Origin of the sequence: Microbacterium sp. OR16 (genome assembly GCF_047306725.1) — a bacterium.
In the GTDB taxonomy this organism is placed as follows: Bacteria; Actinomycetota; Actinomycetes; order Actinomycetales; family Microbacteriaceae; genus Microbacterium.
Genome location: NZ_JAZEXK010000002.1, coordinates 1 through 24,980, shown reverse-complemented (window position 1 = coordinate 24,980; position 24,980 = coordinate 1). Strand labels below are relative to the sequence as shown.

Here is a 24,980-nt window from a genome sequence, read left to right as displayed (position 1 = left end):
TGCATGCGCACGGCGAGAGAACAGATCCTGAAAGGCACAACCATGCACACCGACGCTCGCCGTCTCACCCGACCCGCCCTCGCTCTCGCAGCCGCGCTGCTGCTTCTCACCGGCTGCGCTCCCACCACAGCTCAGCCCGACCCGCACGGCTCCGCCTCGCACGCCCCGTCGCCCGCCGGTGAGGCGGTGACCATCGACGACGCGTGGGTCAAGTCGGCCGCTGAGGGCATGACAGCCGGCTTCGGCATCCTGTCGAACCCGACCGACGACGAGATCACCATCGTCTCCGCGCGCACTGAAGCCGCCGCACGCGTCGAACTGCACGAGACCGTCTCCGACTCCGCCAGCGGCGGAACCACCATGCGCGAGGTGCGGGGCGGATTGGTCATCCCCGCCGGGGGCACGCTCGAACTCGCGCCGGGAGGGGAGCACCTCATGCTCATGGGGCTGACCGCACCCGTCGAGGCAGGCCAGGAGGTGCAGTTCACGCTGACGTTCTCGGACGAGTCGACGATGTCGTTCACCGCGGCGGTGAAGGACTTCACCGGCGCTCAGGAGCACTACGAGTCCGAACACGACGAGCACTCCGGCCACTCCGAGCACGATTCCGACCAGGGGCACTGATGAACGCGCGCAGCGATCACGCCGCGCGCGGAACCGAGTCGATGTCCCGCCCCACCCGGCGGCAGCTCCTCTTCGGAGGGGCTGCCGCCGGTGCCGGGGCGCTCGTCGCGCTCGGCGCAGAGCGGCTCTCCACCCCGGCACCTGCACCAGCGGCCGGGCCCGTGCTGCACGGTCGCGCCGTCGTGCCCTTCCACGGCCCGCATCAGGCGGGTATCGCCACCGACGCGACCGCCCACGTCACGCTCGTCGCGCTCAGCCTGCACCCGCAGACCGACCGTGAGCGGATGCGGCGCATGATGCGCCTGCTCAGCGACGACGCCGCTCGCCTCACCGCGGGCGAGCCTGCTCTCGCCGACACCGAACCCGAGCTCGCTCGCGACCCGGCGCGGCTGACGGTCACCTTCGGATTCGGGCCGGAGTTCGTCTCCCGGGCCGGCGGTGACTCGCCGCCGTGGCTCGCTCCGCTGCCGGAGTTCGCGATCGATCGGCTGCAGCCGGAGTTCACCGGCGGTGATCTGATCATCCAGGTCGCCGCCGACGACCCGATGACGGTCGCGCACACGACCCGCATGCTGCTGAAGGACGCCCGCAGCTTCATGCGCGTGCACTGGGTGCAGCACGGGTTCCGGCAGGCGCACGGCACCGTGGCTCCCGGCACGACCATGCGCAACCTGTTCGGTCAGGTCGACGGCACCGCCAACCCCCGCCCCGGCGACGACGACTTCGACGACGTGGTGTGGAGCGTCGGCGGATGGCTGTCCGGCGGAACCGGAATGGTGGTGCGGCGCATCCGGATGAATCTCGACACCTGGGACGAAGTCGATCGCGGGGCACGGGAGTTCGCCGTCGGGCGCAGGCTCGACACCGGCGCGCCGCTGACCGGAGAGCGCGAGCACGACGAGCCCGACTTCGCGGCGAAGGACAGGCTGGGCTTTCCGGTGATCCACGATCTCGCGCACATCCGGCGTGCGCGCTCAGCCGATCCGGGGGAGCGGATCTTCCGCCGCGGGTACAACTACGACGTCCCCTCCTCCGACCCCGGATCGGTGTCGGAGTCGGGTCTGGTGTTCATCTCGTTCCAGGCCGACGTGTCCCGCCAGTTCACGCCGATGCAGGAGCGGCTCGCGAAGGCGGATCTGCTGAACATCTGGACCACGCCCGTCGGCAGCGCCGTCTTCGCCGTGCCTCCCGGCTGCGCGCCGGACGGGTACATCGGCGAGACCCTGCTCGAGGCATGAGCGCGGCCGCACGATTCCCGCGCTAGACTGATGCATGAAGGCCCCGGGCTCCACCCCGGGGCCTTCGTCATGCGCGGCGCGGTGCCGCGACCAGGCGGTGTCGCGCTCGGTTCAGCGCGCCAGCGAGCCGCCGCCGACGGGCAGCGTGACGCCGTGCTTGCTCGCACCGCACGGCGACAGCTGGGAGGTGGACTGCAGCCCGGCGATCGAGGCGATGCTCGCGATCGCTGCGTGGCCCCGGGCGGTCATCTGCGAGAGCTCCGCCGCCTCGCCCAGGGAGCACGAGGACCGACGCTCAGCTGAGCAGCATCTCCACCGGACCGCGGGCGAAGTAGATCACGAAGCCGGCAGCCACGACCCACAGCAGCGGGCTGATCTCCTTCGCCTTGCCCGAGAACGCCCGCGCCGCGACCCAGCCGATGAAGCCCGCGCCGATTCCGTTCGCGATCGAGTAGGTCATCGGCATCACCGACACGGTGAGGAAGACACCGAACAGGGCCGAGAAGTCGGTCAGGTCGATGAAGCGGATCTGGCTCATCATGAGCGCGCCGACGATCACCAGCGCCGCGGCCGCGACCTCGGTGGGCACGATCGACACCAGCGGCGTGAAGAACATCGCGATCAGGAAGAGCCCGCCGGTGACGAGGTTCGCGAAGCCGGTGCGCGCGCCCTCGCTGATGCCCGCGCCCGACTCGACGAACACCGTGTTCGACGACGAGGAGGTCGCGCCACCGACCACGGCGCCGACACCCTCGACGATCAGCGCAGACTTCAGGCGCGGGAAGTTACCGCGCTGATCGGCGATCTCAGCCTCCTTCGCGAGACCCGTCATGGTGCCCATCGCATCGAAGAAGTTCGTGAAGACGAGGGTGAAGACGAGCATGAGAGCGGCCAGAGCGCCGATGCGGCCGAATCCGCCGAACAGGTCGAACTGGCCGACGAGCGACAGGTCGGGAAGGCTGACCAGCTGCGCGGGCAGGGCCGGCACCGACAGGCCCCAGCCGCCGGGGTTGTCGTCGCCCTTGGCGCCGATGTGCCAGATCGCCTCGACGATCACTGCCAGCACGGTGCCCGAGACGAGTCCGATGAGGATGCCGCCCTTCACCCGGCGGGCCACGAGCACGCCGGTGAGCAGCAGGGTCAGCACGAACAGCAGCGTGGGCACGGTGGCGACCGAGCCGCCGACGCCGAGCGCGACTGGCGGCGACGCGGCTGCGGTGACGAAACCGGCGTTGACGAAGCCGATGAACGCGATGAACAGGCCGATGCCCACGGTGATGGCGATCTTCAGCTGCATGGGGACGGCGTCGAAGATCATGCGGCGCAGGCCCGTGGCGCTGAGCAGAACGATGATCAGGCCGTTGATCACCACCAGGCCCATCGCCTCGGGCCAGGTCACCTCGCCCACGACCGAGAACGCGAGGAACGCGTTGATGCCGAGTCCGGCGGCGAATCCGAAGGGCAGGCGCGCGACGAGACCGAACAGGATCGTCATGACCGCGGCGGTCAGGCCGGTCACCGCGCTCAGCTGAACGAAGTCGAGCTGGGAGCCGTCGATGTCGGTTCCGCTGGAGAGGATGATCGGGTTCAGGATGACGATGTACGCCATCGTCACGAAGGTGACCACACCTCCGCGGATCTCGGCGGCGAAGGTCGATCCTCGCCGGGTGATCTCGAAGAATCGGTCGATAGCGTTGCGCGGTTCGGTGTCAGGGCGCACAGGGGCATCAGTCATCGGGTGGACCTCCGAAGAGAATCTACCGGGTTCGGCGCACCGCGCGTGGCCGAGGCATACCGGGCGGATGCACGACGTAGGCTCGATCCGTCATGCAACAACGCCTCATCGTCGCGCTGCTCGCCGCCCTCGACGCCGCCATCGCGGCCGCGGTCGGGCTGGCCGTCGTGCTCGCGCCGTTCACCCTGCTCTGGGTTCTGGCGTTCGGGCTCGATGCCGACTGGGGTGCGCTATGGCCGGTGAGCGGCACGCTCTGGCAGTTCGGCCACGGGGTGCCCCTCGAGGTGGTGCTTCCGGATGCCGTGCTCTCGAGCCTCGCCATCCCGAAGGATGCCGCCCGGTTCGCGCTGTCGGTGCCGCCGCTGGCGCTGCTGCTGTTCACCGGGCTGCTCGCCGCGCGCTCGGGCCGTCGCGCCGCAGTGGCCGGCCGGTGGATCTCGGGTGTCTGCGGGGGAGTGCTGGCCTTCACCGCGATCTGCACCGCAGTCGCGCTGACCGGCCGCTCTGATGTGCTGCGCGCCCCGCTGTGGGCGGCGATAGTGATCCCCGCCGCGGTCTACGCCGTCGGTGCGCTCGCCGGTGGGCTGCGTCATGCGTGGGCCGAGGGCGACGACGGTCCGATCGACCGGCTCCGTGATGTCGTCGACTCGTGGGGCGACTGGGCGGCTGTGCCAGGCGAGGCGGTCAGGGGCGCCGCGATCGCGGGCGTCGCGCTGACCGGCGCCTCCGCCGTGGGCTTCGCCGTGATGACTCTGCTGCGCGGGGGCGAGGTCGTCGCCCTGTTCGAGGCGGCGCACGTCGACGCGCTCGGCGCCGCCATGCTCACCATCGGTCACCTGGCCTACCTGCCCACCCTGCTCGTGTGGTCTGCGAGCTGGCTCGCCGGCCCCGGCTTCGCCCTCGGCGCGGGCACCGCGGTCTCGCCCGCCGGCACCGAGCTGGGCGTCGTCCCCGGCATCCCCGTGCTCGGCCTCGTGCCCGAGAATTCGTCGATCTGGATGCTGGTGAGCGTGCTCGTTCCGATCGCCTGCGGCGCCGTGGCCGGCTGGATGGTGCGCTCGCGCCTGGTCTGGGAGCACACAGCAGGCGGGTATGGCCCCAGGGCCGCCATCGCCGGCGGCATCACGATCCTGACCGCGGGAACCGCCGCGCTCGCCGCGGCGCTGGCGTCCGGGTCGATCGGCCCCGGCCGACTCGCCCAAGCAGGCCCTGCGCCGGGGCCGTTCGCGCTGGCGATCGGCATCGAAGTGCTCATCGGCGCCGGCATCCTGCTGCTCGCACCGCGGCACCGCGACGAGCTCGCCGAAGAGCGCATCGACCGCTGGCATGAAGAGATGGCCGGGCTCAGCGCCCCGGTAGACTGACCGGGTGCTGACGCTCGCCGTACTCATCTCCGGTACCGGCTCGAACCTTCGAGCCCTGCTCGAGGCGGCGAGTCACCCCGATTTCCCGGCCAGGGTCATCGCCGTCGGCGCCGACCGCGACGCCGCAGGTCTCGCGCACGCCGAGGAGTTCGGCATCCCGACCTTCACCGTGCCCTACACCGCATACGACAGTCGCGAGGAATGGGGGCAAGAGCTGGCCGCGCAGCTGGATGCCTGGCAGCCCGACCTCATCGTGCTCAGCGGACTGATGCGCCTGCTGCCTCACGCTGTCGTCGAGCGCTACGCGCCGAACATCATCAACACGCATCCCGCATACCTGCCCGAGTTCCCGGGCGCGCACGGTGTACGCGACGCGCTCGCCGCCGGCGTCAGTGAGACCGGGGCGAGCATCATCGTCATCGACGACGGCATCGACAGCGGGCCGATCCTGGCTCAAGAGCGCGTTTCGGTGCTGCCCGGCGACGACGAAGCCACCCTGCACGACCGCATCAAGCCCGTCGAGCGACGCCTGCTGATCGATGCGGTGCAGCGCATCGCCACGGGCGAGCTGACGCTCTCCCGCTGACATCTCGCCGCTACCCACCCGCCGACACGCAAACGATCTCGCCCGAACGAAGGAGCACCCTCATGGCCGGCCCCAGCCTCGACCCCTCGCTGTACCGTGATCGCGACCTCGTGCGGGTCAAGCGCGCCCTGGTCTCGGTGAGCGACAAGTCCGGCCTGGTCGAGCTCGCCGAGGCTCTGACCGAGGCGGGCATCGAGATCGTCTCGACGGGGTCGACCGCGCAGACCATCCGCGACGCCGGCCATGAGGTCACCGACGTGGCATCCGTGACCGGCGTCGCCGAGATGCTCGACGGGCGCGTCAAGACGCTGCACCCGAAGGTGCACGGCGGTCTGCTGGCCGACCTTCGCCTGGAAGACCACGAGCGGCAGCTGGCCGACCTCGGCATCGAGCCGTTCGAGCTCGTCGTGGTCAACCTCTACCCGTTCGTCGAGACCGTGGCATCCGGCGCCGACCCCGACGCCATCGTCGAGCAGATCGACATCGGCGGGCCGGCCATGGTGCGCGCCGCCGCGAAGAACCACGCGAACGTCGCGATCGTCGTATCGCCCGAGTCGTACCCCGCCATCATCGAGGCGATCGCCGAAGGCGGCACCACGCTCGTGCACCGTCGGGAGCTCGCCGCGCGCGCTTTCGCGCACACGGCCAGCTACGACTCGGCCGTCGCACAGTGGTTCTCGGAGGGCACCCTCGCCGAGGGCGGAGACCTGCCGGCGCACCTCACGGTGAAGGCCGAGCGCCTGGCCACCCTGCGCTACGGCGAGAACTCGCACCAGCGCGGCGCGATCTACACCCGTGCCGGCGGGCACGGCATCGCCCAGGCGACCCAGCTGCAGGGCAAGGAGATGTCGTACAACAACTACGTCGACGCCGACGCCGCGCTGCGCGCCGCCTACGACATGGTGCAGCCGGCCGTGGCGATCATCAAGCACGCGAACCCGTGCGGCATCGCGACGACTGCCCGCAACGCCCTCGACCCGATCGCCAGCGCCCATCTGCGCGCTCACGAGTGCGACCCGGTGTCGGCGTACGGGGGAGTGATCGCCGCCAACGGCACCGTGACGCTGAAGATGGCCGAGAACCTGAAGGACATCTTCACCGAGGTCATCGTGGCGCCGGACTTCGAGCCGGCCGCCCTCGAGGTGTTTAAGGCGAAGAAGAACCTGCGTCTGCTGCAGCTGCCCGCCGACTGGCGACAGGAGCGGATGGATGTGCGGCTCGTCTCGGGCGGACTGCTGCTGCAGGATGCCGACCGCTTCCCCGACGACATCGTCTCGGTCGCGACGAACTGGGAGCTCGTCTCGGGCGAGCGTCCCGATGACGTCGAGATGGAGAACCTCATCTTCGCGTGGAAGGCCTGCCGCGCGGTGAAGTCGAACGCGATCGTGCTCGCGAAGGACAACGCGACGGTGGGCGTCGGCATGGGGCAGGTCAACCGGGTCGACTCGTGCCGCCTCGCCGTCGAGCGGGCGGGAGGACGAGCCGCAGGGTCGGCCGCGGCATCCGATGCGTTCTTCCCCTTCGCCGACGGGGCGCAGGTGCTCATCGACGCGGGGGTCACCGCGATCGTGCAGCCCGGCGGCTCGGTGCGCGATGAAGAGGTCGTCGACGCCGCCCGCAAGGCCGGCGTGACGATGTTCTTCACCGGGGAGCGCCACTTCTTCCACTGACGCGGAGCGTTCCGGGCGGGAGCCACATGTCCTTTCTCCCGCGCTTATGACCGACACGTGGCTCCCGGCACGCGTGCGCCGCGGTGGGCTCGCGTGCGGACTGCCGTGTCCGATTTCCGCCAGCCCAGTACGCGTGAGCGTGACAGCATGAAGACATGGAAGGCGTCGGCAGCACTGCAGAGCACGACGAGCGCTACCGTGCGATCACCGCGAAGGACACGCGCTTCGACGGGCAGTTCGTCACGGCCGTGCGCTCAACCCGCATCTACTGCCGCCCGAGCTGCCCCGCCCGCACACCGAAGCCCGAGAACGTCACCTTCTACGCCACGAGCGCAGCGGCGCACGAGGCCGGATACCGCGCCTGCAAGCGCTGCCTGCCGGAGGCTGCGCCGGGCTCGCCCGCGTGGAACCTCCGCGGCGACGCCGCCGCCCGCGCGATGCGCCTGATCGCCGCCGGCGTCGTCGAGCAGGAGGGCGTGCCGGGACTCGCCCGCCGTCTGGGCTACTCGCCCCGGCACCTCACGCGCATGCTGACCACCGAGCTGGGCGCCGGCCCGCTGGCGCTGGCCAGGGCGCACCGCGCGCATACCGCGCGCATGCTGCTCGTTGGCACCGACATGCCGATCTCGGAGGTCGCGTTCTCGGCCGGATTCTCGAGCATCCGGCAGTGCAACGAGACTATCCGGGAGGTCTTCGAGATGACCCCGGGGGAGCTCCGCGCGAAGCGGCCCGCGCTCGCCCGGGGGACGCACGTGACGACCGACGACGGCGACACTCTCACCCAGGGCGCCATAGACCTGCTGCTGCCGCACCGCGACCCGATCGACACGGCGGGCCTGTTCGCCTGGATGGCCGCACGCGCCTTGCCCGGAGTCGAATCGGCGACGGCCACCTCGTTCTCTCGTCACCTGCGGATGTCGGGTGGCCCCGCGCACGTCGAGATCCGGCAGACCCCGTCGGGGCAGCTGCGGCTGCGCGCGAAGGTCACCCGCCTCGCCGATCTGACGCCCCTCGTCGCCACCGCTCGACGGCTGTTCGATCTCGATGCCGATCCGCGGGCGGTCGACGACGCGCTCTCGGCGCATCCGGAACTCGCTCCGTTCGTGGCCGCCGTCCCCGGCATCCGGGTGCCGGGTACGGCGGATCCGCACGAGATGCTCATCCGCGCCATGGTGGGGCAGCAGATTACCGTCGCCGCGGCGCGCACCGCCCTCACCGCACTCGCCGAGCAGTTGGGCGAGCGCACCGCGGACGGCGGGCTGCTGTTCCCGACGATGACCGCGATCGCCGAGCACGGCGCCGAGGTGCTGCGCGGGCCCGCGGCGCGCACCCGGGCCATCACCGGCGCGGCCGCCGCACTCGCCGACGGGTCGCTCACCCTGACCGTCGGCGATGACGCCGCGGCGCAGCGCGCGGCTCTGCTCGCGATGCCGGGCATCGGCCCGTGGACCGCCGACTACGTGCGCATGCGCGTGATCGGCGACCCCGATGTCTTCCTGCCCGGTGACGTCGCCGTGCGCGCAGGGGCCGCGGCGTCGGGGCTTCCCGCCGACCCGGCATCCCTCACGGCCTGGGCGGCCCGCACGGCGCCCTGGCGCAGCTACCTCACCGCGCATCTGTGGCGAGCGGTGCCTGCCCGGCCGCCGCGCCGCTCTGCGCGCCCAGCCCCCAAGGAGAAGCCATGACCGCGCTCGTCCAGACGATTCAGACGCCAGACGGCCCCCTCACGATCCTCGTCGACGACGCGCAGCGCGTGCTCGCGTCGGGCTGGACCGACGATCAGGCGGCGATCATCGAGCGCGTGCACCCCGCTCTGCGGCCCGCCGCCGTCGCGGAGGGCGAGACGGATGCCGCGCACGCGGCCGGCGCGTACTACGCCGGCGACCTGCACGCCATCGACGCGGTGAGCGTGCGCCAGCGCGGCACTGCCCTGCAGGCGGCCGGATGGGAGGCGCTGCGGCGCATCGAACCGGGTCGTCCGCTCAGCTACAGCGAGTTCGCCGCCGAGCTCGGCAGCCCGCAGGCCGTGCGCGCCGCCGCGTCGATCTGCGCGCGCAACGCGCCGGCGCTGTTCGTGCCGTGCCACCGCGTGCTGCGCGCGGACGGATCCCTCGGCGGCTTCGCATGGGGACTGCCGGTCAAGCAGAGTCTGCTCGCCCGCGAGCGCGGCGAGATCTGATCCGCGGCGCCTAGCGCGCAACTCGCTCTTGCGCGCTGCGCGCCCGCGGCCATAGGCTCGAAGGCTGTCGCGCCGACCCGGGCGACGAAGCCGAGCCAGGAGGACACCATGATCACGACGACTGTCACGCCCCTCCTCGCCTCGCGCGCACTCCGCCTGCGCGACTGAGCTCGCCACGCGCGACGCCCGCGTCGCCCGCGTCGCCCTCGCACCGGATGCCCTGCATTCGCACCTTCTTCGTCACCCACACGTCACGCAACCGAGAGTCATGTCTGCCAGCTCGTCCTCGTCGTCCCTGTCCACATTCGCCGCGCTCTGGCGGCTGAAGCCCTTCGTGCAGCCGATCCTCGGCCGCCTCATCGGCGGTGCGCTCAGCGCGCTCGCCGCCGCCGTGATCGCGCTGATGATCCCGATCGTGCTCGAGCAGGTCGTGAAGAACTTCGATCAGGGGGCAGGCGTCGACGGATCCATCGGGTTCGTCCTCGTCGGAGCGTTCGGCGTGCTGGCGCTCTCGCTCGGTGAAGCGATCATGGTGTGGCTGCGGCGCTGGTTCGTGCTGACCCCGGCCACCGAGGTCGAGTACCAGATGCGCTCCCAGCTGTACTCGCGGCTGCAGGGCCTTCCCGTCGCCTTCCACGACCGCTGGCAGTCGGGACAGCTGCTCAGCCGCATGATGCAGGACATCAACATCATCCGCCGCTGGCTCGCGTTCGGGCTGATCCTGCTCGTGGTCAACATCCTCACCATCGCGATCGGCGCCGCGCTGCTGTTCCGCTGGCACTGGCTGCTCGGCGCGATCTTCCTCATCACCGGCATCCCGATGTGGATCCAGGGGTACCTCTTCGAGAAGCGCTACGGCGCGCTCGCCCGGCGCAGCCAGGACCAGGCGGGCGATCTGGCCACCAGCGTCGAGGAGAGCGTGCACGGCATCCGTGTGCTGAAGGCGTTCGGCCGCGGCAAGCACGCGCTGGTGCGGTTCAGCCGCCAGGCCGAGACGCTGCGCGAGACCGAGCTGCGCAAGGGGCGCGCGGTCGCCGAGATCTGGTTCTGGCTCGACCTCATGCCGCAGATCGCCTTCGGGCTCAGCCTCATCGCGGGAATCTGGCTGATCGTTCAGGGACAGATCGACGTGCCGCAGCTGTTCGCCTTCTTCGCGATGGCCGCGGTGCTGCGCTGGCCCATCGAGTCGATCGGTTTCCTGTTCTCGTTCATGCTCGACGCGCGCACCGCGACCGATCGCGTGTTCGAGATCTATGAGGAGACGAACACCATCACCGACCCCGCGCAGCCGGTGCGGCTGGCCGAGGCCCGAGGTGAGCTGGCGTTCGAGGGCGCGCACTTCCGCTACCAGGACGCCGGCGCGCACGAACGCGACCTGCTCGACGGGATCGACCTCGTGCTGCGCCCGGGCGAGACCATGGCGCTGGTCGGGCTCACCGGCTCCGGCAAGACCACCCTCACCACCCTGCCCGCTCGTCTGTACGACGTGACGGCCGGCCGGGTCACGCTCGACGGCGTCGACGTGCGCGACCTCGGGCTGTCGGAGCTGCGTCGGCACGTGGCGATGGCGTTCGAGGACGCGACGCTGTTCTCGGCATCCGTGCGAGAGAACGTGCTGCTGGGCCGGGCCGACCTCGACATCCACGGCGACGAGGCGGAGCGCGTGCTGCGTGGGGCACTCGACGTCGCCCAGGCCGGGTTCGTCGACACCCTGCCCGAGGGGGTCGAGACGGTCATCGGCGAGGAGGGGCTGAGCCTGTCGGGCGGGCAGCGTCAGCGACTCGCGCTCGCCAGGGCCGTAGCCGCTGACCCGAAGGTGCTCGTGCTCGACGACCCGCTCTCGGCTCTCGACGTCGACACCGAGGCGCTGGTCGAGGAGGCGCTGCGGCACGTGCTCGCCGAGACGACCGCGCTGATCGTCGCGCACCGTCCGTCGACCGTCGCCCTCGCCGACCGGGTCGCGCTGCTCGAGCGGGGGCGCATCACTGCGGTGGGCACCCACTCCGAGCTGCTGCGCACCAGCTCGCACTACCGGCATGTCATCTCGAGCCTCGAGGCGGAGGAGGCGGCGCGCACGGGCGCGATCGACATCATCACCGACGCTTCGGCAGGCTCAGCGACCCGCGTGGACGACGGCTCAGCGACCCACATGGACGACGAGGAGGTGCAGGCGTGAGCATCGCAGGCACGCAGGGCGAAGACCGCTCCGACTACACCAGGGCCGAGAGCCGCGAGATCCGGCAGCGCTCGCTGCGCCTGCTCGGCTCGCTCATCGCGCCGCTGCGGCTGCGCATCGTCATCGCCGCGCTCGTCCTCGTCGTCTCGACGGCGCTGCAGGTCGCCGGCCCCATCCTCATCGGCATCGCGCTCGACCGCGCGCTGCCGCAGCTGCTGCAGACGGCCGACTGGATGCCCGCGATCACCGTCACCGTCGTCTACCTCGTCGCCGGCATCCTGGGCTCGGCGCTGATCGGGCTGTACGTCGTGCTCGCGGCCCGCATCACACAGGCGGTGCTGCTCGATCTGCGCAAGCGGATCTTCCTGCACACCCAGCGCCTCAGCCTGGAGTTCCACGAGTCGTACACCTCGGGCCGGATCATCTCGCGTCAGACGAGCGATCTCGACTCCATCCGCGAGCTGCTCGACGGCGGCTTGAACAACCTCGTCTCCGGCATGCTGTTCGGGCTGTTCACCTTCATCGCTCTGGCGATCGCGGACTGGCAGTCCGGCGTGATCCTGCTGCTCGCCGGGGTCCCGCTGGTCGCGCTGATGCGCTGGTTCTACAGCCGCTCCCAGGTGGTCTATCGCGAGTCGCGGGTGATCAGCGCCAAGGTGATCGTGCAGTTCGTCGAGACGATGACAGGCATCCGCGCCGTCAAGTCGTTCCGCAAGGAGCCGCGCAACGACGCCTCCTTCCGCGAAGTGGCGGGCGACTACCGCGACGTCAACCGGCGCTCGATGGTGCTGTTCGGCACGTTCGAGCCCGGGCTGATGGGCATCGCGGCGCTCACCCTCGCCGCCGTCGTGCTGTGGGGCGGCCTGCGCGTCGCCGACGGAGCACTGGGTGTCGGGGTTCTGCTCGCGACTGTGCTGTACGTGCGCAACTTCTTCGCGCCGATGCAGGAGATCGCGATGTTCCTGAACTCGTACCAGTCCGCCACCGCGGCGCTCGAGAAGGTGTCCGGTGTGCTCGAGGAGCAGCCGACCGTGCCCGACCCGGAGAAGCCGGTGGACCTGTGGGAGTCGCGCGGCGCGATCCGCTTCGACGACGTCACCTTCGCGTACAACGCCGACAAGACGATCCTGCCCGACTTCTCGCTCGACATCCCGGCGGGCCAGACGATCGCCCTCGTCGGCACCACGGGCGCGGGCAAGTCGACCCTCGCCAAGCTGGTCTCGCGCTTCTACGACCCGACCGAGGGGCGCGTGACCCTCGACGGCGTCGATCTGAGGATGCTGCACCCGAAGGACCTCCGTCGCGCGATCGTGATGGTGACCCAGGAGGCGTACCTGTTCAGCGGTACCGTCGCCGACAACATCGCACTCGGCCGCCCCGACGCGACGCTCGAGGAGATCCGCGCCGCCGCGCGTGCGGTCGGTGCCGACGAGTTCATCTCGTCTCTGCCGGACGGATACAGCACCGATGTCAACAAACGCGGCGGCCGCGTATCCGCCGGGCAGCGGCAGCTGATCTCCTTCGCGCGCGCGTTCCTCGCCGACCCGGCGGTGCTGATCCTCGACGAGGCGACGGCGTCGCTCGACATCCCGTCCGAGAGGCTGATCCAGGAGGCACTGCAGACGCTGCTCGCCGACCGCACGGCCATCATCATCGCCCACCGCCTGTCGACCGTCGCGATCGCCGATCGCGTGCTGGTGATGGAGCACGGCCGGATCATCGAGGACGACACCCCCGCCACCCTGATAGGCGGCGCCGGGAAGTTCGCGCAGCTGCACGCGGCCTGGCAGGAGACGCTGGTCTGACGCCGTGTCACAGTCTGTGCCCACAGACGCCGGTCTGAGATTAGGTTAGGGGAGTGGACCCGATCCTGCTCCTGACCGCCGAGTTGTGGTGGGTCGCTCCGGCCGCCGCCGGAGCGGGAGCGACCGGGTACGCGATCGTGCGAAGGCGGGGGACGGTGAACGGCAGACGACTCGGGTACGACGCAGCACGGCTCGAGCTTCGGCGCGCGCAGCTCGACGCACGGGCTGCGGCTGACGCCGCGCGCATCGCCAGGGCTGACCTCGCGAGGGTCGCCGCCGACAAGGCCGCGGCCCGGGCGGATGCCCCGGCTGTGGCATCCGCCCGCCGTGCGCTGCGCGACGCGCAGCTGGCCGCACGCGCCGCCGCAGCCAGGGTCAAGGCGAGCCGGGTGCGCGTCTCGACTGAACGCTCGTCGATGTCGGCCGGCGGTCTGCTGCCGCTGGAGCGGCTGCGCGGGCGCCACGACGCGCTGCTCGCGCGCTGGATGGAATACGAGACCGATCCGGCTCGCGCGATCGCGTTCCCCCAGATGAGCGACGGACGCCATCCGGCCACGGCGGCTTTCCTCGTCGCGCTGCAGCGCGCGCGCGACGCGCGACCGAGTCCCGAATCGCGCACGAGTGCTGAGGAGTTCGCTGCGTACCGCTCAGCCGTCGAGGACCTCGAGCGCGCTTTCGACATCGCCGAGCGCGCGGCCCGCGGTGAGCGGGTGGAGGCGGAGCTGCCGGATGCCCTGTGGGACGCCGCCCGCACCCTGGCGATCCGGACATCCGACTCGGTGATCGCGTGGACGACGAAGAGGCGCCGTCAGCCCTGAGCGGTGCCGAGAGGCGTCAGCCGTCGACGCGGATCTGCGCGATGACCTCGGAGAACTCGGTCTCGCCGACGGGTTCGAAGCCCACGCGGCGGAAGAACGCCTCCGGGCCCTCTTCACCGGCTTCGTAGATGACGTTCACGTGGTCGACACCGCGGGCGCGGGCCTCGTCGATCAGCGCCTGCACGGCGAAGCTTCCCACGCCGCGGCGCTGTTCGTCGGCGTCGACGTTGATCCGCCAGAGCACGCTGCGGAAGTGCTCATCGGGGGTGTCCGCATCGAAGCTGGCGCTCACGAACCCGACGACCTCGTCGCCGTCCAGCACCACGCGCTGCCATGACGTCTGCGGGTTCACGACCGTCGCGGCGATGCCGTACGACACCGGAGCGAGGAACTGCTCCTGCCCCGGACGCAACGACAGATTGTTCACGGCGACGATCGTCGCAGCGGAGAGTTCTTCTACGCGCAGTTCCGACATGACCCCAGGCTAGCGCGTCACTCGGGATCGGTGGGAGAGCGCGGCCTCCGAGCGTAACCGGGGACCGCGCGGGAGACTCGGGTATCTTGGTATCGAGATAAATCTGCCACGCGAACGGAGATCCCCGGTGACCGACGACGCCATCATCTACACCTACACAGACGAGGCGCCGGCTCTTGCCACCGCGTCGTTCCTGCCCATCATCAAGGCCTTCACCGGTCAGGCGGGCATCGAGGTGGAGACCCGTGACATCTCCCTGGCGGGTCGCATCCTCGCCGCCTTCCCCCAGAAGCTCACCCCCGAGCAGCAGGTCGGCGACGCGCTGGCCGAGCTCGGCGGGCTCGCCACGCTGCCCGAGGCGAACATCATCAAGCTGCCGAACATCTCGGCATCCATCCCTCAGCTCAAGGCCGCCATCGCCGAGCTGCAGGAGAAGGGCTTCGAGGTCCCGGACTACCCCGACGAGCCGCAGTCGCTCGAGGAGAAGGACGTCCGCGCCCGCTACGACAAGATCAAGGGCTCGGCCGTGAACCCGGTGCTGCGCGAGGGCAACAGCGACCGTCGTGCGCCGCTCGCGGTGAAGAACTACGCCAAGAAGCACCCGCACCGCAACAAGCCCTTCGCCGAGGGCTCGAAGACCCGGGTCGCCACGATGGGACACGACGACTTCAAGAGCAACGAGCGGTCGTGGGTCGCAGCCCACGACGACGTGCTGAGCTTCCAGCATGTCGCCGCCGACGGCACGATCACCGTGCTGAAGGAGGGCCTCAAAGTGCTGCCGCGCGAGATCATCGACGCGACGTTCCTGTCAGCCGCCGAGCTCGACGCCTTCCTGGCCGAGACCCTCGAGCAGGCGAAGGCCGACGACGTGCTCTACTCGGTGCACCTCAAGGCGACCATGATGAAGGTCAGCGACCCGATCATCTTCGGCCACGTCGTGAAGGCCTTCTTCCGAGACGTCTTCGCGCAGTACGGCGACCAGCTCGCCGCCGCCGGCCTCAGCGCCAACGACGGCCTTGGCTCGATCCTCGCGGGTCTGTCGACCGTGGCCGGCGGCGAGGAGATCGCCGCGGCGTTCGAGCGGGCGATCGAGAGCGGACCGCGCCTGTCGTACGTCAACTCCGACAAGGGCATCACCAACCTGCACGTGCCCAGCGACGTGATCGTCGACGCCTCGATGCCCGCACTGGTGCGCAACGGCGGAAAGCTGTGGGGCAAGGACGGCGGCGAGGCCGACACCATCGCGGTCATCCCCGACTCGTCGTACGCCGGGGTCTACCAGGCCGTGATCGACGACGTCATCGCGAACGGTCCGCTCGACCCGGCGACGATCGGCACCGTGCCGAACGTCGGCCTCATGGCTCAGGCCGCCGAGGAATACGGCAGCCACGACAAGACGTTCGAGATCGCATCCGACGGCATCGTGCAGGTGCTCGACAGCGAGGGAACCGTGCTCATCGAGCACACCGTCAGCACGGGCGACATCTGGCGTGCGACGCAGACCAAGCACATCCCGGTCATGGACTGGGTCAAGCTGGCCGTGACCCGCGCCCGCGCGACCGGCGCTCCGGCCGTGTTCTGGCTCGACGCGAACCGCTCGCACGACGCGCAGATCATCGCCAAGGTGCACCAGGGGCTCGCGACGCTCGACACCACGGGCTTGACGATCACGATCCTCGCTCCCGAGGAGGCGACCCGCTACACGCTGGCCCGCATGCGTCACGGCCTCGACACCATCTCCGTGACGGGCAACGTGCTGCGCGACTACCTGACCGACCTGTTCCCGATCCTCGAGGTCGGCACCAGCGCCAAGATGCTCAGCATCGTGCCGCTGCTGGCCGGCGGCGGTCTGTTCGAGACCGGCGCGGGCGGCTCGGCGCCCAAGCACGTGCAGCAGCTGGTCGGTGAGAACTACCTGCGCTGGGACTCGCTGGGCGAGTTCTTCGCGCTGGCGGCATCGCTCGAGCACTTCGCCGACCGCACCGGCAACGAGAAGGCGCGCATCCTCGCCGAGACGCTGGATGCCGCGACCGGCACCTTCCTCGAGGAGGACCGGTCACCCGGGCGTGCGCTGGGCACCATCGACAACCGCGGCAGCCACTTCTACCTCGGCCTGTACTGGGCGCAGGAGCTGGCGAAGCAGACGAAGGACGCCGAGCTGGCGGCCGCGTTCGCGCCGATCGCCGAGACGCTGGCCGCGAACGAGCAGACGATCGTCGACGAGCTGAACGCCGTGCAGGGTCAGCCGGTCGACATCGGCGGCTACTACCGCCCTGACGCTCAGAAGGTGGAGGCCGCGATGCGTCCGTCCGCTACGCTGAACGGCGTGATCGACGCGCTCTGACGCGGAACGCAGAAGAGGCCGGATGCTGAGCATCCGGCCTCTTCTGCATTCGCGCGCCCGACGGGCGCCGGCGGGTCAGTCGTGCACCCAGACTTCGGTGCCCTTGGTGGCGAACTCCCACACGTAGCGCGCCGCGTCGATGCTCATGTTCACGCAGCCGTGACTCATCGGCGTGCCGAAGTTGGAGTGCCAGTAGGTGCCGTGCAGCGCCTCATCACCGTTGTAGTAGGTGATGTACGGCACGCCCTTGGTGACGTACTTGCTGCCGTCTGCGTTGCTGCCGCGCATGTCCTGCGTGCGCAGCTGAGCGTACACGCGGAAGCGGCCCTTGTCGGTGGGCGTGCCGTTCGTGCCGGTGGAGACCGCCCACGACTTCACGAGTTTCTCGTTCTCGTACAGGTAGGTGCGCTGTTCGCTGAGGTCGACCTCGACGCGGCGGAACAGGCTGGTCGATTCGAACGGGGTCGCCGTGACGGGGAGGGCAAAGGTCGCGTCGCCGCCTCCCAGCTCCTTGGCGAAGTCGGCCGCGGTCGTCGAGGTGTCGCCGAGCACGCGTCCTTCCAGGCCCTCGGTGAGCGCCTTGAGGACCTTGCCGTCGGAGTCGACGATGTTGGTGGCGTTCACGGTGTCGCGGTTCACCTGTGCGGGCAGGGCATCCACGGCAGGTTGGATCTTTGCGGCATCCGCCGAGATCTGCAGCTCGCCGTCGACGGGTTCGACGGTGAGCCACGACGCGACGACGTCGGGCGCCACCGGCACCGTGCGCTCCTCGCCCACGTAGAAGCCGGCCGCGGCCAGCATCGCGTTCAGCTGCTCGACCGTCTCGGCGGCCTTGGCGTCGGTGATCAGCGGCGGCACGGCGGCGGGGTCGGCGGTGTAGTCGAACGAGGTCCTGCCCGCGGTGACGGCGTCGGTGAACGCCGTGGTCAGATCGTCGACCGACACGCCCGTGCCCGGTTCGGCTGCAGTCGCGGTGTACGCCTGGGCCGCCGGATCGAAGACGACCGTCGCGTCGGTGGCGGGGGTGTAGCTGGACGGCACCGCGGCGCGCAGAGCACTGTCGGCCGTCTCGGCGTCGAGGGTCACGTCGGCAGTGATCGGCTCACCCATCCACGCGCCGAGGTTCCACATCGGGCGCTCGGCGAAGGCCTGATCGGTCAGCCCGGCCGCATCGATGCTGGCGCCCAGGTCGGCGCCGGCGAGGCGCTCTCCGGCTCCGGCCCCGGTCAGCTGCACCTCGGTCGACGCCAGGCGCGTGCTGACCGCCTCCGCAGCCATCCCCGGGGTCATGAAGCCGACCGACACGCCCGCCACTGTGGTGCCGGGCGCGATCAGCATCAGCGATGCGGCGCCCGCTGCCAGGGCGAGCACACCGGCGCCGAGACCGATCCAGAGACCGATCCGGCGCTTCTTCGGAGCCGGCTCCATGGGCGCCCATTCCATGGCGGGGGTGCCGGCCGACGGCGGCTGAGCCATCATCTCGGCGTCCGATGAGACGGCGTTCGACTGGCCTGTGCCGGGGCCGGAGATCAGGTCGGTCACGGACTCACCCCCCAAGATGCTGCGTGACATGTCTTTTCATGGTACGGGACGGGTGGTAACGGGGAGGCAACGTCCGCGGGGGAGTGCGCGGCCGACGGTAACGTTTCGGTAAAGCGATGGCGCGATGACGCGTCGCTCTTGCGCAGGGCTGGTTCGGAAGTTGTACTAACAAATGTGAACTCCTCCATTGATCGCCGATCGGCGGCGACGGCGCCTGCCATCGTCAGCGGTTCGTTCGGCGGTGCTCGCGGACTGCGGGCGACAGGCAAGGTGCTGCCCGAGCAGGCGAGGTCGCACAACCGCTCGCTCGTGCTGCAGACGCTCTACCACCGCGGCGAGATGAGCCGCGCCGATCTCTCCCGCGAGACGGGTCTGACGCGCGTCACCATCTCCGACCTGGTGGGGGAGTGCATCGCCGACGGCATCGTCCGCGAGATCGGCGTGCGCGAGGCGGCGGGCCCCGGCAAGCCGCCGATCGTCATCGACATCGATCGCGACGGTCATCAGATCATCGGCGTCGACCTCTCGGGGACCGATTCGTTCCAGGGCGCCGTGCTGAACCTCGACGGCGAGATGCTGCACCGTCGCACCGTATCGCTTCCGGTCGACGTCGGCGCCGAGCAGGCGTACGCGGGAGTGGTGCGGCTCGTGCGTGAGCTCATCGCGGACGCGGATCGACCGGTGCTCGGCATAGGCGTGGGCAGCCCCGGCATCGTGCGCACGGACGGCACGGTGCTCAGCGCGCCGAACCTCAGCTGGAGCGATCTCCCGCTCGAGCAGCGCATGCACGAGGAGTTCGCGCTGCCGGTGCTGGTGCGCAACGACGCGAATGCGGCCGTGCTCGCCGAGTACACCTTCGGCGCCGCTCGATCCGACCTGATGCTCATCAGGATCGGGCGAGGCGTCGGCGCGGGACTCATCGCCGGAGGCCAGGCCATCATCGGCGGCCGCTTCGCCGCCGGTGAGATCGGCCACGTCGTCACCGGCACCGACGAGGGCCCGCTGTGCGCCTGCGGCAACCGCGGATGCCTCGAAGCCTGGGTCAGCATCCCGCACCTGCAGGGCATGATCGACGCCGAGCCCGCGCGTCGCGCGGAGATCCTCGCGCAGGCCGGCGCACGGCTGGGCATCGCACTGGCGCCGATCGTCGCAGCGCTCGACCTGTCGCAGGTGGTGCTCGCCGGACCTCGCGACCTGCTCGCTGGCGACTTCGTCGAGGCCGCGACGCGCATGCTGCACGCGCGCACGCTCGACGGCGTCTTCGCCGACGTCGACATCCGGCTCACCGAGCAGGCGGACATCGTGCTCAGGGGGGCTGCGGTGATGGTCCTCTCGGCGCAGCTGGGCGTCTCGTGATCGGCGTGGCTCAGAGCGGCGTGCGCATCGGCCTCGACGTGGGCGGCACGAAGATCGCGGGGTCGCGCCAGCGATGACGGCACGCGGCTCAGCGGCATCCGCCGGCGGACGGGCTGGGGCGACGCGGCCGTGCTGGACGGCGCGGTGGCGGCGGCGACCGAGCTGATCGACCAGCTCGGAGCGCCCCTGCAGAGCATCCGCTCGATCGGCATCCGCGCGTGGCTGCGGCGTGACGCCGCCGAGTCACCGTTTCTGCAGACGCTGCGCCTCGATGAGAGAATCGAGCTGCTGCCCGCCGATTCCCCGGTCGCGGCGATCGGCGCCGCGCTGCTGAGCTCTGCGCTCGCCGAGATCGACCCCTTCGAGAAGGAGATGCCCGTTCATGGCTGAAGTCGTGATCCTCGAGAGCAAGGCCGCCGCCGGCGCCCTCGTCGCGGACGAGATCGTCCGGCTCATCGACGAGGTGAAGAGCCCCGTGCTCGGCCTCGCGACGGGATCGACGCCGCTGCCGGTCTACGAGGCGCTGCGCGATCGCCTGGCAGGTCACGACGTGTCGCACGTGCGCGGCTTCGCCCTCGACGAGTACGTCGGGCTCGACGTCGCGCATCCCGAGAGCTACCGCTCGGTCATCACCCGCGAGGTCATCGAGCCGCTCGGGCTCGACCCCGAGCTGATCCGCGTGCCGAACGGAGATCTCGAGACCATCCGGCATGCGGGTGACGACTACGAGCGCGACATCATCGAGGCCGGCGGCGTCGATCTGCAGCTGCTCGGGATCGGCACCGACGGGCACATCGGCTTCAACGAGCCCGGCTCGTCGTTCGCCTCGACCACGCGCCTGAAGACGCTCACCGAGCAGACCCGGGAGGACAACGCGCGCTTCTTCGACTCGATCGACGAGGTTCCGCGCCACTGCATCACCCAGGGGCTCGGCACGATCCTGCGCGCGCGCCACCTGGTGCTGCTCGCCTTCGGCGAGGCGAAGGCCGACGCCGTCGCGGCCGCACTCGAGGGCCCGGTCAGCGCGATGATGCCCGCGTCGGCCGTGCAGCTGCACGCGCACGTCACGGTCGTGCTCGACGAAGCCGCCGCCTCGAAGCTCGCGCTGGCCGATTACTACCGCTACAGCTACGACAACAAGCCGGCCTGGCAGGGCATCTGACGTACTCCGCCGCCGGTCGCCCGGATCAGGACCGCCGTGATCAGGACCAGGCGATCGGCAGCAGGTGCTCGGTGCTCAGCGGCGCGAGCGGAACGCTCGTCCAGTCGCCCGGCTCGAGCCAGCGCAGCTCTGCGAGCTCGGCCTGCACGATCACATCGTCCGCCCGCGCGCGCAGCGCGAATGCATCCGCGATCACCCGGTGATCGGGCTCGTTAGCCGCCGCCGACACGAAGGTCCCCAGCGGGGTGAGGTCGGCCTCGCTGACGCGCAGCGACAGCTCCTCCTCCAGCTCGCGGATGAGAGTGCCGGCGGGGCTCTCGCCGGCCTCGGGTTTGCCGCCTGGCTGCATGAACCTCGTGGTGCCCTGCTTGCGCACCACGAGTGCACGGCCTCGATCGTCGACGATCACCGCGGCGCTGACGCGGATGTCAGGCATCGGCGTACACCTTGCCGGGGTTCAGGATCCCCTGCGGGTCGAACACGGCGAGTATCTGCCGCTGGATCTCCCACTGGTCTTCGCCGAGCTCGTCAGCCAGCCATCGGCTCTTGAGCACACCGACCCCGTGCTCACCGGTGAGCGTGCCGCCGAGACGGATCGCCGCGCGGAACAGCTCGTCGGCCGCCGCCCAGATGCGCTGCGGGACGATCTCTCCCTCGAAGATGAAATTCGGATGCAGGTTGCCGTCGCCGGCATGCGCGACGGTCGGGATGCTGACGTCGAACTCGCGCTCGATGCGGGTGATCTCGTCGAACATCGCGGCCATCGCGCTGCGGGGCACCGCGACGTCCTCGATCAGGGTCGTGCCGAGCGCAGCCATCGCCGGATGCATCGAGCGGCGCACCGCGAGGAGCCGTTCACCCTCGAGCGGGTCGTCGGAGAGCACGACCGTGCCGCCTGCCTCACGCAGCACGGTCGCGATGCGCTCCGCCTCGGCCCTGGCGGCAGGACCGTCGGTCTGGATGGTCAGCTGTGCGGCGCCGGACGCGGGTGCGGGCAGCCGCAGCAGCGCGTGCACGGCGGCGAGGGATGCGGCATCCATCAGCTCCATGATCGCGGGCTGCACGCCTGCGGCGGTGACGGCAGCCGAGCCCGCGGCCCCGTCGCGCACGGTGGGGAACGATGCGGCGATCGTGCAGGTCGTGCCCTGCACGATCCGGCGCAGCTTGAGCGTGGCGCCGACGATGACGCCGAGGCGGCCCTCCGAGCCGATCACGAGCGAGGTCAGATCCAGGCCGGTGACGCCCTTCACGGTGCGATGGCCCAGCCGCAGCAGCCGACCGTCGGCGAGGACGATGTCGACGCCAAGTACCGCATCGCGGACGACGCCGTACTTCGCGCAGAGCAGTCCCCCCGCGCCGGTCGCGATGTTGCCGCCGACCGTCGATATCTCACGGCTGGCCGGGTCCGGTGGCCACCACAGGTCGTGGGCGGCCAGTTGGGCGTTCAGCTCGGCGTTCAGGATGCCCGGCTCGACGACGGCGAGCAGATCATCCGGCCGCACCTCGAGGATGCGGTCCATCCGCACGGTCGAGAGCACGATCTCGCCCGGGCCGGCATTCGCGGCACCGGCCAGTCCCGTGCCGGCGCCGCGCACCACCACGGGAGTGGCCGTGGCGGAGGCGATGCGCATCACGCGCTGCACGTCGTCGACCGATCTGGCGTGCACGACGGCGATCGGCGCACCGGCGGAGCGGTGTCCGCTGCGGTCTGCACGGGCGTCGTCGAGGGCGGACGCGGAGGTGTCGACGATGTCACCGAGTTCGCGGGTGAGGCGTTCGAGGACGGTCGTGCTCGTGCTCGGCTGCACGACGGATCAGCCCAGCGCTCGTCGTCCGGCGATGACTCCGGACGTGACGGCGACCACGGCGAACGCGATCCCGGCCCAGGCCTGCCCCATCGACCACCAGGCCAGGGTGACTCCGACGTAGATGAGCACCTCGACCAGTGCGCGCAGGTAGGGGTGCAGGCGCAGCACGGGGCGGGGGGAGAGGAACAGCGCCCAGATGAGCAGCGTGGCGACAGGTGCTCCGATGCCGACGACGATGTTCCAGGGCATGGGCCACTCGCCGAAGCCCCATAGGGCGAGCGAGGCGAGAGCGGCGATCAGCACCAGAACGCGGACGATGTCGAGGGGGGTGATCGCCGGACGCTGGACGCCAGGTTCGGCGGCGGTGTTCTGGGACATGATCCCAGTCTATTCGGCGGTCTTCTGCGGCGGATTCCCGTCGGCGGGCGCTCCCTCATCACGGGGGATGATCGGGTCACCCTCGTGGACGGTCCCGTCATCGGGCGCCGTCCCGCCACCCGGTTTCGTCTCATCGCCCGTCATCGAGCCGTCACCCGTCGCAGAGCCGTCACCGGGTGTTGGCGTCGGGTCCGGAGACGGAGTCGGATCCGGCGTGGGGGTGGGCTCGGGCGAAGGGGGTGGCGCGGCGCCGGGATCGGGCTGGGGCGACGGCGATGCAGACGGCGCCGGCGCGATCGGCTCGGTCGCCGGGACCGGCGCCGGGATGACGGGGCGGGGCGCCTTCGGAGCGTGGGGGACCGGAGCCGGCGGGATGCGCGGCGCAGGTCGGGTCCGGCCGTCTTCGACGCGGATCACCATCGGCCGATCGGTGTTCATCGATTCGTCGGGCTCGACCTCGGACGCGATCGGTGACGAGCCCGGATCCGCCGCGTTCGGGCGCGATGTCGACGGGGCCCCTGAGATCAGAGTCGGCACCACCGCTGCGGCCGCGACGACTCCCGCGACCAGGAGGGCGACCGATCCCGCTCCGACGACCGCCCCGATGCCGAGGATCGATCCGGTTCTTCCATCGGGCGCCGCGGCTGACGCCGCGCTGCCGCCGGACGCCGTCTCGGCGGTGGTGCCGATGACGCCGCTCACGACGCTGCTCGGCATCGCGGTCGGCTGCGATGCCGCCGCGCCCGCGGGGTCGGAACCGGCGTCGATGGAGGAGAGGTACGCTCCGCCGGCGCTCGCGCCGAGCACGAGCGGCAGCAGCACGACGGGCAGATGCTCGACCACGTCGTCGGCCTCGGTCGCCACGATCGTGCACCGTGGGCACGTCTCGAGGTGGTCGTCGACGCGTCGCTGGGCACGGGCGCTGAGGTTGCCGCGCCCATGCGCGCCGAGATTCTCGATCGTCCAGTGGCAGTCGGAGCCTCGTCCTACGCTGCGCAGATGTGCCTGGAACCAGGCCTCGCGCAGGCCGTCGCGGGCGCGGAAGCTCAGCTGCGAAAGGGCGCCGGCGCTCATCCCGAGCAGCGGTGCGATCTCGGACGGCTTCATCCGCTCGATCTCGGTGTACCAGAGCACCTCCTGCCAGCGCGATGGCAGCGAGCGGAACGCCTGTGCGATCAGTCCGCGGTCGAGCGCCTCGTCGGCTGATCCGGTTTCGATCTCGTCCGCAGCCGAGCCGTCGGCTCCGCGCCCCGAGGCTGCAGCGTTGCGGATGCTCGCGAACAGATAGGCGCGGAATGAGCCGTTGGGCCCGCCGCCCTTGAGGATCGCCTGATGGATGCGGGTGTACGCCTCCCGCACGAGGTCGTCGGGGGCGGTCGAAGAGGTCAGCGCCCTGGCCACAGCCATGCCGGAGGCGTGATGGCGACCCCACAGCTCGCCGAAGGCCTCGGCATCCCCCGATCTGGTGCGCAGCACGAGCTCGACATCGGCCACCGCCGGACTGCTCGCGTCGCGCAATGCCATGGCCTGTCCTCCCCCCACCCCGGGAACGCTCTCATGAGAAGAGACGCGTGAGCGATCACACGTCCTCGTTCATTCTCACCCGAAACGCGTCTGCGGGCCACACCCTGTGGAGAACGTGCAAGAGCGCTCCCACGATTTCGCGGAGACGATTGTCGGGACCGCGCAACGGTCAGAGCCCGGCGCGCGGCCGCGGGAT

At 70.5% G+C, this 24,980-nt stretch carries 22 protein-coding genes; 14 read left to right on the top strand and 8 right to left on the bottom strand.

Annotated elements, in window-relative coordinates:
* Positions 1-42 precede the first annotated feature (42 nt).
* Positions 43-624 (top strand): copper chaperone PCu(A)C, encoded by a 582-nt coding sequence (locus tag V2S05_RS10790; protein ID WP_413635301.1) that lies wholly within the window; start codon positions 43-45, stop codon positions 622-624.
* Complete coding sequence (locus tag V2S05_RS10785) at positions 624-1,862, top strand: Dyp-type peroxidase (RefSeq protein WP_413635300.1); 1,239 nt, start codon at positions 624-626, stop codon at positions 1,860-1,862. The genes V2S05_RS10790 and V2S05_RS10785 overlap by 1 nt, the downstream gene beginning before the upstream one ends.
* Positions 1,863-1,973: 111 nt before the next feature.
* Here the strand turns inward: V2S05_RS10785 and V2S05_RS10780 are convergent, their stop codons facing one another.
* Both V2S05_RS10780 and V2S05_RS10775 read right to left on the bottom strand, forming a co-directional pair.
* Positions 1,974-2,111: a hypothetical protein gene (locus V2S05_RS10780; RefSeq protein WP_413635299.1), complete on the bottom strand. Its 138-nt coding sequence runs from the start codon at positions 2,109-2,111 to the stop codon at positions 1,974-1,976.
* Positions 2,112-2,157: 46 nt separating this feature from the next.
* Positions 2,158-3,597, bottom strand: a complete 1,440-nt coding sequence (locus V2S05_RS10775; protein WP_413635298.1) for an NCS2 family permease — start codon at positions 3,595-3,597, stop codon at positions 2,158-2,160.
* 92 nt (positions 3,598-3,689) lie between these two features.
* On the opposite strand from V2S05_RS10775, the gene V2S05_RS10770 reads away from it, so the two are divergent.
* The 8 genes from V2S05_RS10770 (at position 3,690) to V2S05_RS10735 (ending at position 14,195) form a co-directional block, all read left to right on the top strand.
* Positions 3,690-4,961: a DUF6350 family protein gene (locus V2S05_RS10770; RefSeq protein WP_413635297.1), complete on the top strand. Its 1,272-nt coding sequence runs from the start codon at positions 3,690-3,692 to the stop codon at positions 4,959-4,961.
* A gap of 4 nt (positions 4,962-4,965) precedes the next feature.
* On the top strand, positions 4,966-5,547 hold the full coding sequence (gene purN, locus V2S05_RS10765; RefSeq protein ID WP_413635296.1) for a phosphoribosylglycinamide formyltransferase: 582 nt from the start codon (positions 4,966-4,968) through the stop codon (positions 5,545-5,547).
* A gap of 62 nt (positions 5,548-5,609) precedes the next feature.
* Positions 5,610-7,217, top strand: coding sequence for a bifunctional phosphoribosylaminoimidazolecarboxamide formyltransferase/IMP cyclohydrolase (purH, locus tag V2S05_RS10760; RefSeq protein ID WP_413635294.1), 1,608 nt, complete (start codon positions 5,610-5,612; stop codon positions 7,215-7,217).
* 155 nt (positions 7,218-7,372) lie between these two features.
* Positions 7,373-8,902 carry a DNA-3-methyladenine glycosylase 2 family protein gene (locus V2S05_RS10755; protein WP_413635292.1) on the top strand — a complete coding sequence of 510 codons (1,530 nt, stop codon included), beginning with the start codon at positions 7,373-7,375 and terminating at the stop codon, positions 8,900-8,902.
* Positions 8,899-9,396 carry a methylated-DNA--[protein]-cysteine S-methyltransferase gene (locus V2S05_RS10750; RefSeq protein ID WP_271638354.1) on the top strand — a complete coding sequence of 166 codons (498 nt, stop codon included), beginning with the start codon at positions 8,899-8,901 and terminating at the stop codon, positions 9,394-9,396. The genes V2S05_RS10755 and V2S05_RS10750 overlap by 4 nt, the downstream gene beginning before the upstream one ends.
* A gap of 268 nt (positions 9,397-9,664) precedes the next feature.
* Positions 9,665-11,572, top strand: coding sequence for an ABC transporter ATP-binding protein (locus tag V2S05_RS10745; protein WP_413635290.1), 1,908 nt, complete (start codon positions 9,665-9,667; stop codon positions 11,570-11,572).
* A complete protein-coding gene (locus tag V2S05_RS10740; protein WP_413635288.1) occupies positions 11,569-13,377 on the top strand; it encodes an ABC transporter ATP-binding protein in 1,809 nt (602 codons plus the stop codon). Before V2S05_RS10745 ends, V2S05_RS10740 begins: the two co-directional genes overlap by 4 nt.
* Positions 13,378-13,430: 53 nt before the next feature.
* Entirely contained in the window at positions 13,431-14,195 is a 765-nt protein-coding gene (locus tag V2S05_RS10735) for a hypothetical protein (RefSeq protein ID WP_413635286.1), read from the top strand.
* 16 nt (positions 14,196-14,211) lie between these two features.
* Here V2S05_RS10735 and V2S05_RS10730 read toward each other — a convergent pair whose 3' ends face one another.
* Positions 14,212-14,670, bottom strand: coding sequence for a GNAT family N-acetyltransferase (locus tag V2S05_RS10730; RefSeq protein WP_271638349.1), 459 nt, complete (start codon positions 14,668-14,670; stop codon positions 14,212-14,214).
* A gap of 127 nt (positions 14,671-14,797) precedes the next feature.
* Between V2S05_RS10730 and V2S05_RS10725 the strand changes: the two genes are divergently transcribed.
* Entirely contained in the window at positions 14,798-17,014 is a 2,217-nt protein-coding gene (locus tag V2S05_RS10725; protein WP_413635285.1) for an NADP-dependent isocitrate dehydrogenase, read from the top strand.
* 75 nt (positions 17,015-17,089) lie between these two features.
* Here the strand turns inward: V2S05_RS10725 and V2S05_RS10720 are convergent, their stop codons facing one another.
* Positions 17,090-18,586 (bottom strand): L,D-transpeptidase, encoded by a 1,497-nt coding sequence (locus tag V2S05_RS10720; protein WP_413635284.1) that lies wholly within the window; start codon positions 18,584-18,586, stop codon positions 17,090-17,092.
* A 144-nt stretch (positions 18,587-18,730) separates the two neighbouring features.
* On the opposite strand from V2S05_RS10720, the gene V2S05_RS10715 reads away from it, so the two are divergent.
* The 3 genes from V2S05_RS10715 to V2S05_RS10705 all read left to right on the top strand — a co-directional run bounded on the left by V2S05_RS10715 (position 18,731) and on the right by V2S05_RS10705 (position 21,074).
* Positions 18,731-19,912 (top strand): ROK family transcriptional regulator, encoded by a 1,182-nt coding sequence (locus V2S05_RS10715; RefSeq protein WP_413635283.1) that lies wholly within the window; start codon positions 18,731-18,733, stop codon positions 19,910-19,912.
* A gap of 129 nt (positions 19,913-20,041) precedes the next feature.
* Positions 20,042-20,302, top strand: a complete 261-nt coding sequence (locus tag V2S05_RS10710; RefSeq protein ID WP_413635282.1) for a hypothetical protein — start codon at positions 20,042-20,044, stop codon at positions 20,300-20,302.
* The gene (locus tag V2S05_RS10705) at positions 20,295-21,074 is read left to right on the top strand and encodes a glucosamine-6-phosphate deaminase (protein WP_413635280.1); all 780 of its coding nucleotides are present in this window, start codon (positions 20,295-20,297) and stop codon (positions 21,072-21,074) included. Before V2S05_RS10710 ends, V2S05_RS10705 begins: the two co-directional genes overlap by 8 nt.
* Before the next feature lie 40 nt (positions 21,075-21,114).
* On the opposite strand, the gene V2S05_RS10700 is transcribed toward V2S05_RS10705, so the two are convergent.
* From V2S05_RS10700 to V2S05_RS10685, 4 genes are read right to left on the bottom strand one after another with little or no spacing between them, the layout of a single operon-like run.
* Complete coding sequence (locus V2S05_RS10700) at positions 21,115-21,510, bottom strand: NUDIX hydrolase (protein WP_271638343.1); 396 nt, start codon at positions 21,508-21,510, stop codon at positions 21,115-21,117.
* Entirely contained in the window at positions 21,503-22,882 is a 1,380-nt protein-coding gene (locus V2S05_RS10695; protein ID WP_413635279.1) for an FAD-binding oxidoreductase, read from the bottom strand. Before V2S05_RS10695 ends, V2S05_RS10700 begins: the two co-directional genes overlap by 8 nt.
* Positions 22,883-22,888: 6 nt before the next feature.
* Positions 22,889-23,260 carry a YrdB family protein gene (locus V2S05_RS10690; protein WP_413635278.1) on the bottom strand — a complete coding sequence of 124 codons (372 nt, stop codon included), beginning with the start codon at positions 23,258-23,260 and terminating at the stop codon, positions 22,889-22,891.
* Positions 23,261-23,269: 9 nt separating this feature from the next.
* The gene (locus V2S05_RS10685; RefSeq protein WP_413635276.1) at positions 23,270-24,784 is read right to left on the bottom strand and encodes a sigma-70 family RNA polymerase sigma factor; all 1,515 of its coding nucleotides are present in this window, start codon (positions 24,782-24,784) and stop codon (positions 23,270-23,272) included.
* Positions 24,785-24,980 lie beyond the last annotated feature (196 nt).

Excerpts from the sequence above, each read along its gene's own strand:
- V2S05_RS10790 (WP_413635301.1), top strand. The coding sequence starts at position 43 with ATGCACACCGACGCTCGCCGTCTCACCCGACCCGCCCTCGCTCTCGCA.
- V2S05_RS10785 (WP_413635300.1), top strand. The coding sequence starts at position 624 with ATGAACGCGCGCAGCGATCACGCCGCGCGCGGAACCGAGTCGATGTCC.
- V2S05_RS10780 (WP_413635299.1), bottom strand. The coding sequence starts at position 2,111 with ATGACCGCCCGGGGCCACGCAGCGATCGCGAGCATCGCCTCGATCGCC.
- V2S05_RS10775 (WP_413635298.1), bottom strand. The coding sequence starts at position 3,597 with ATGACTGATGCCCCTGTGCGCCCTGACACCGAACCGCGCAACGCTATC.
- V2S05_RS10770 (WP_413635297.1), top strand. The coding sequence starts at position 3,690 with ATGCAACAACGCCTCATCGTCGCGCTGCTCGCCGCCCTCGACGCCGCC.
- purH (WP_413635294.1), top strand. The coding sequence starts at position 5,610 with ATGGCCGGCCCCAGCCTCGACCCCTCGCTGTACCGTGATCGCGACCTC.
- V2S05_RS10755 (WP_413635292.1), top strand. The coding sequence starts at position 7,373 with ATGGAAGGCGTCGGCAGCACTGCAGAGCACGACGAGCGCTACCGTGCG.
- V2S05_RS10750 (WP_271638354.1), top strand. The coding sequence starts at position 8,899 with ATGACCGCGCTCGTCCAGACGATTCAGACGCCAGACGGCCCCCTCACG.
- V2S05_RS10745 (WP_413635290.1), top strand. The coding sequence starts at position 9,665 with ATGTCTGCCAGCTCGTCCTCGTCGTCCCTGTCCACATTCGCCGCGCTC.
- V2S05_RS10730 (WP_271638349.1), bottom strand. The coding sequence starts at position 14,670 with ATGTCGGAACTGCGCGTAGAAGAACTCTCCGCTGCGACGATCGTCGCC.
- V2S05_RS10720 (WP_413635284.1), bottom strand. The coding sequence starts at position 18,586 with ATGTCACGCAGCATCTTGGGGGGTGAGTCCGTGACCGACCTGATCTCC.
- V2S05_RS10705 (WP_413635280.1), top strand. The coding sequence starts at position 20,295 with ATGGCTGAAGTCGTGATCCTCGAGAGCAAGGCCGCCGCCGGCGCCCTC.
- V2S05_RS10700 (WP_271638343.1), bottom strand. The coding sequence starts at position 21,510 with ATGCCTGACATCCGCGTCAGCGCCGCGGTGATCGTCGACGATCGAGGC.
- V2S05_RS10690 (WP_413635278.1), bottom strand. The coding sequence starts at position 23,260 with ATGTCCCAGAACACCGCCGCCGAACCTGGCGTCCAGCGTCCGGCGATC.
- V2S05_RS10685 (WP_413635276.1), bottom strand. The coding sequence starts at position 24,784 with ATGGCATTGCGCGACGCGAGCAGTCCGGCGGTGGCCGATGTCGAGCTC.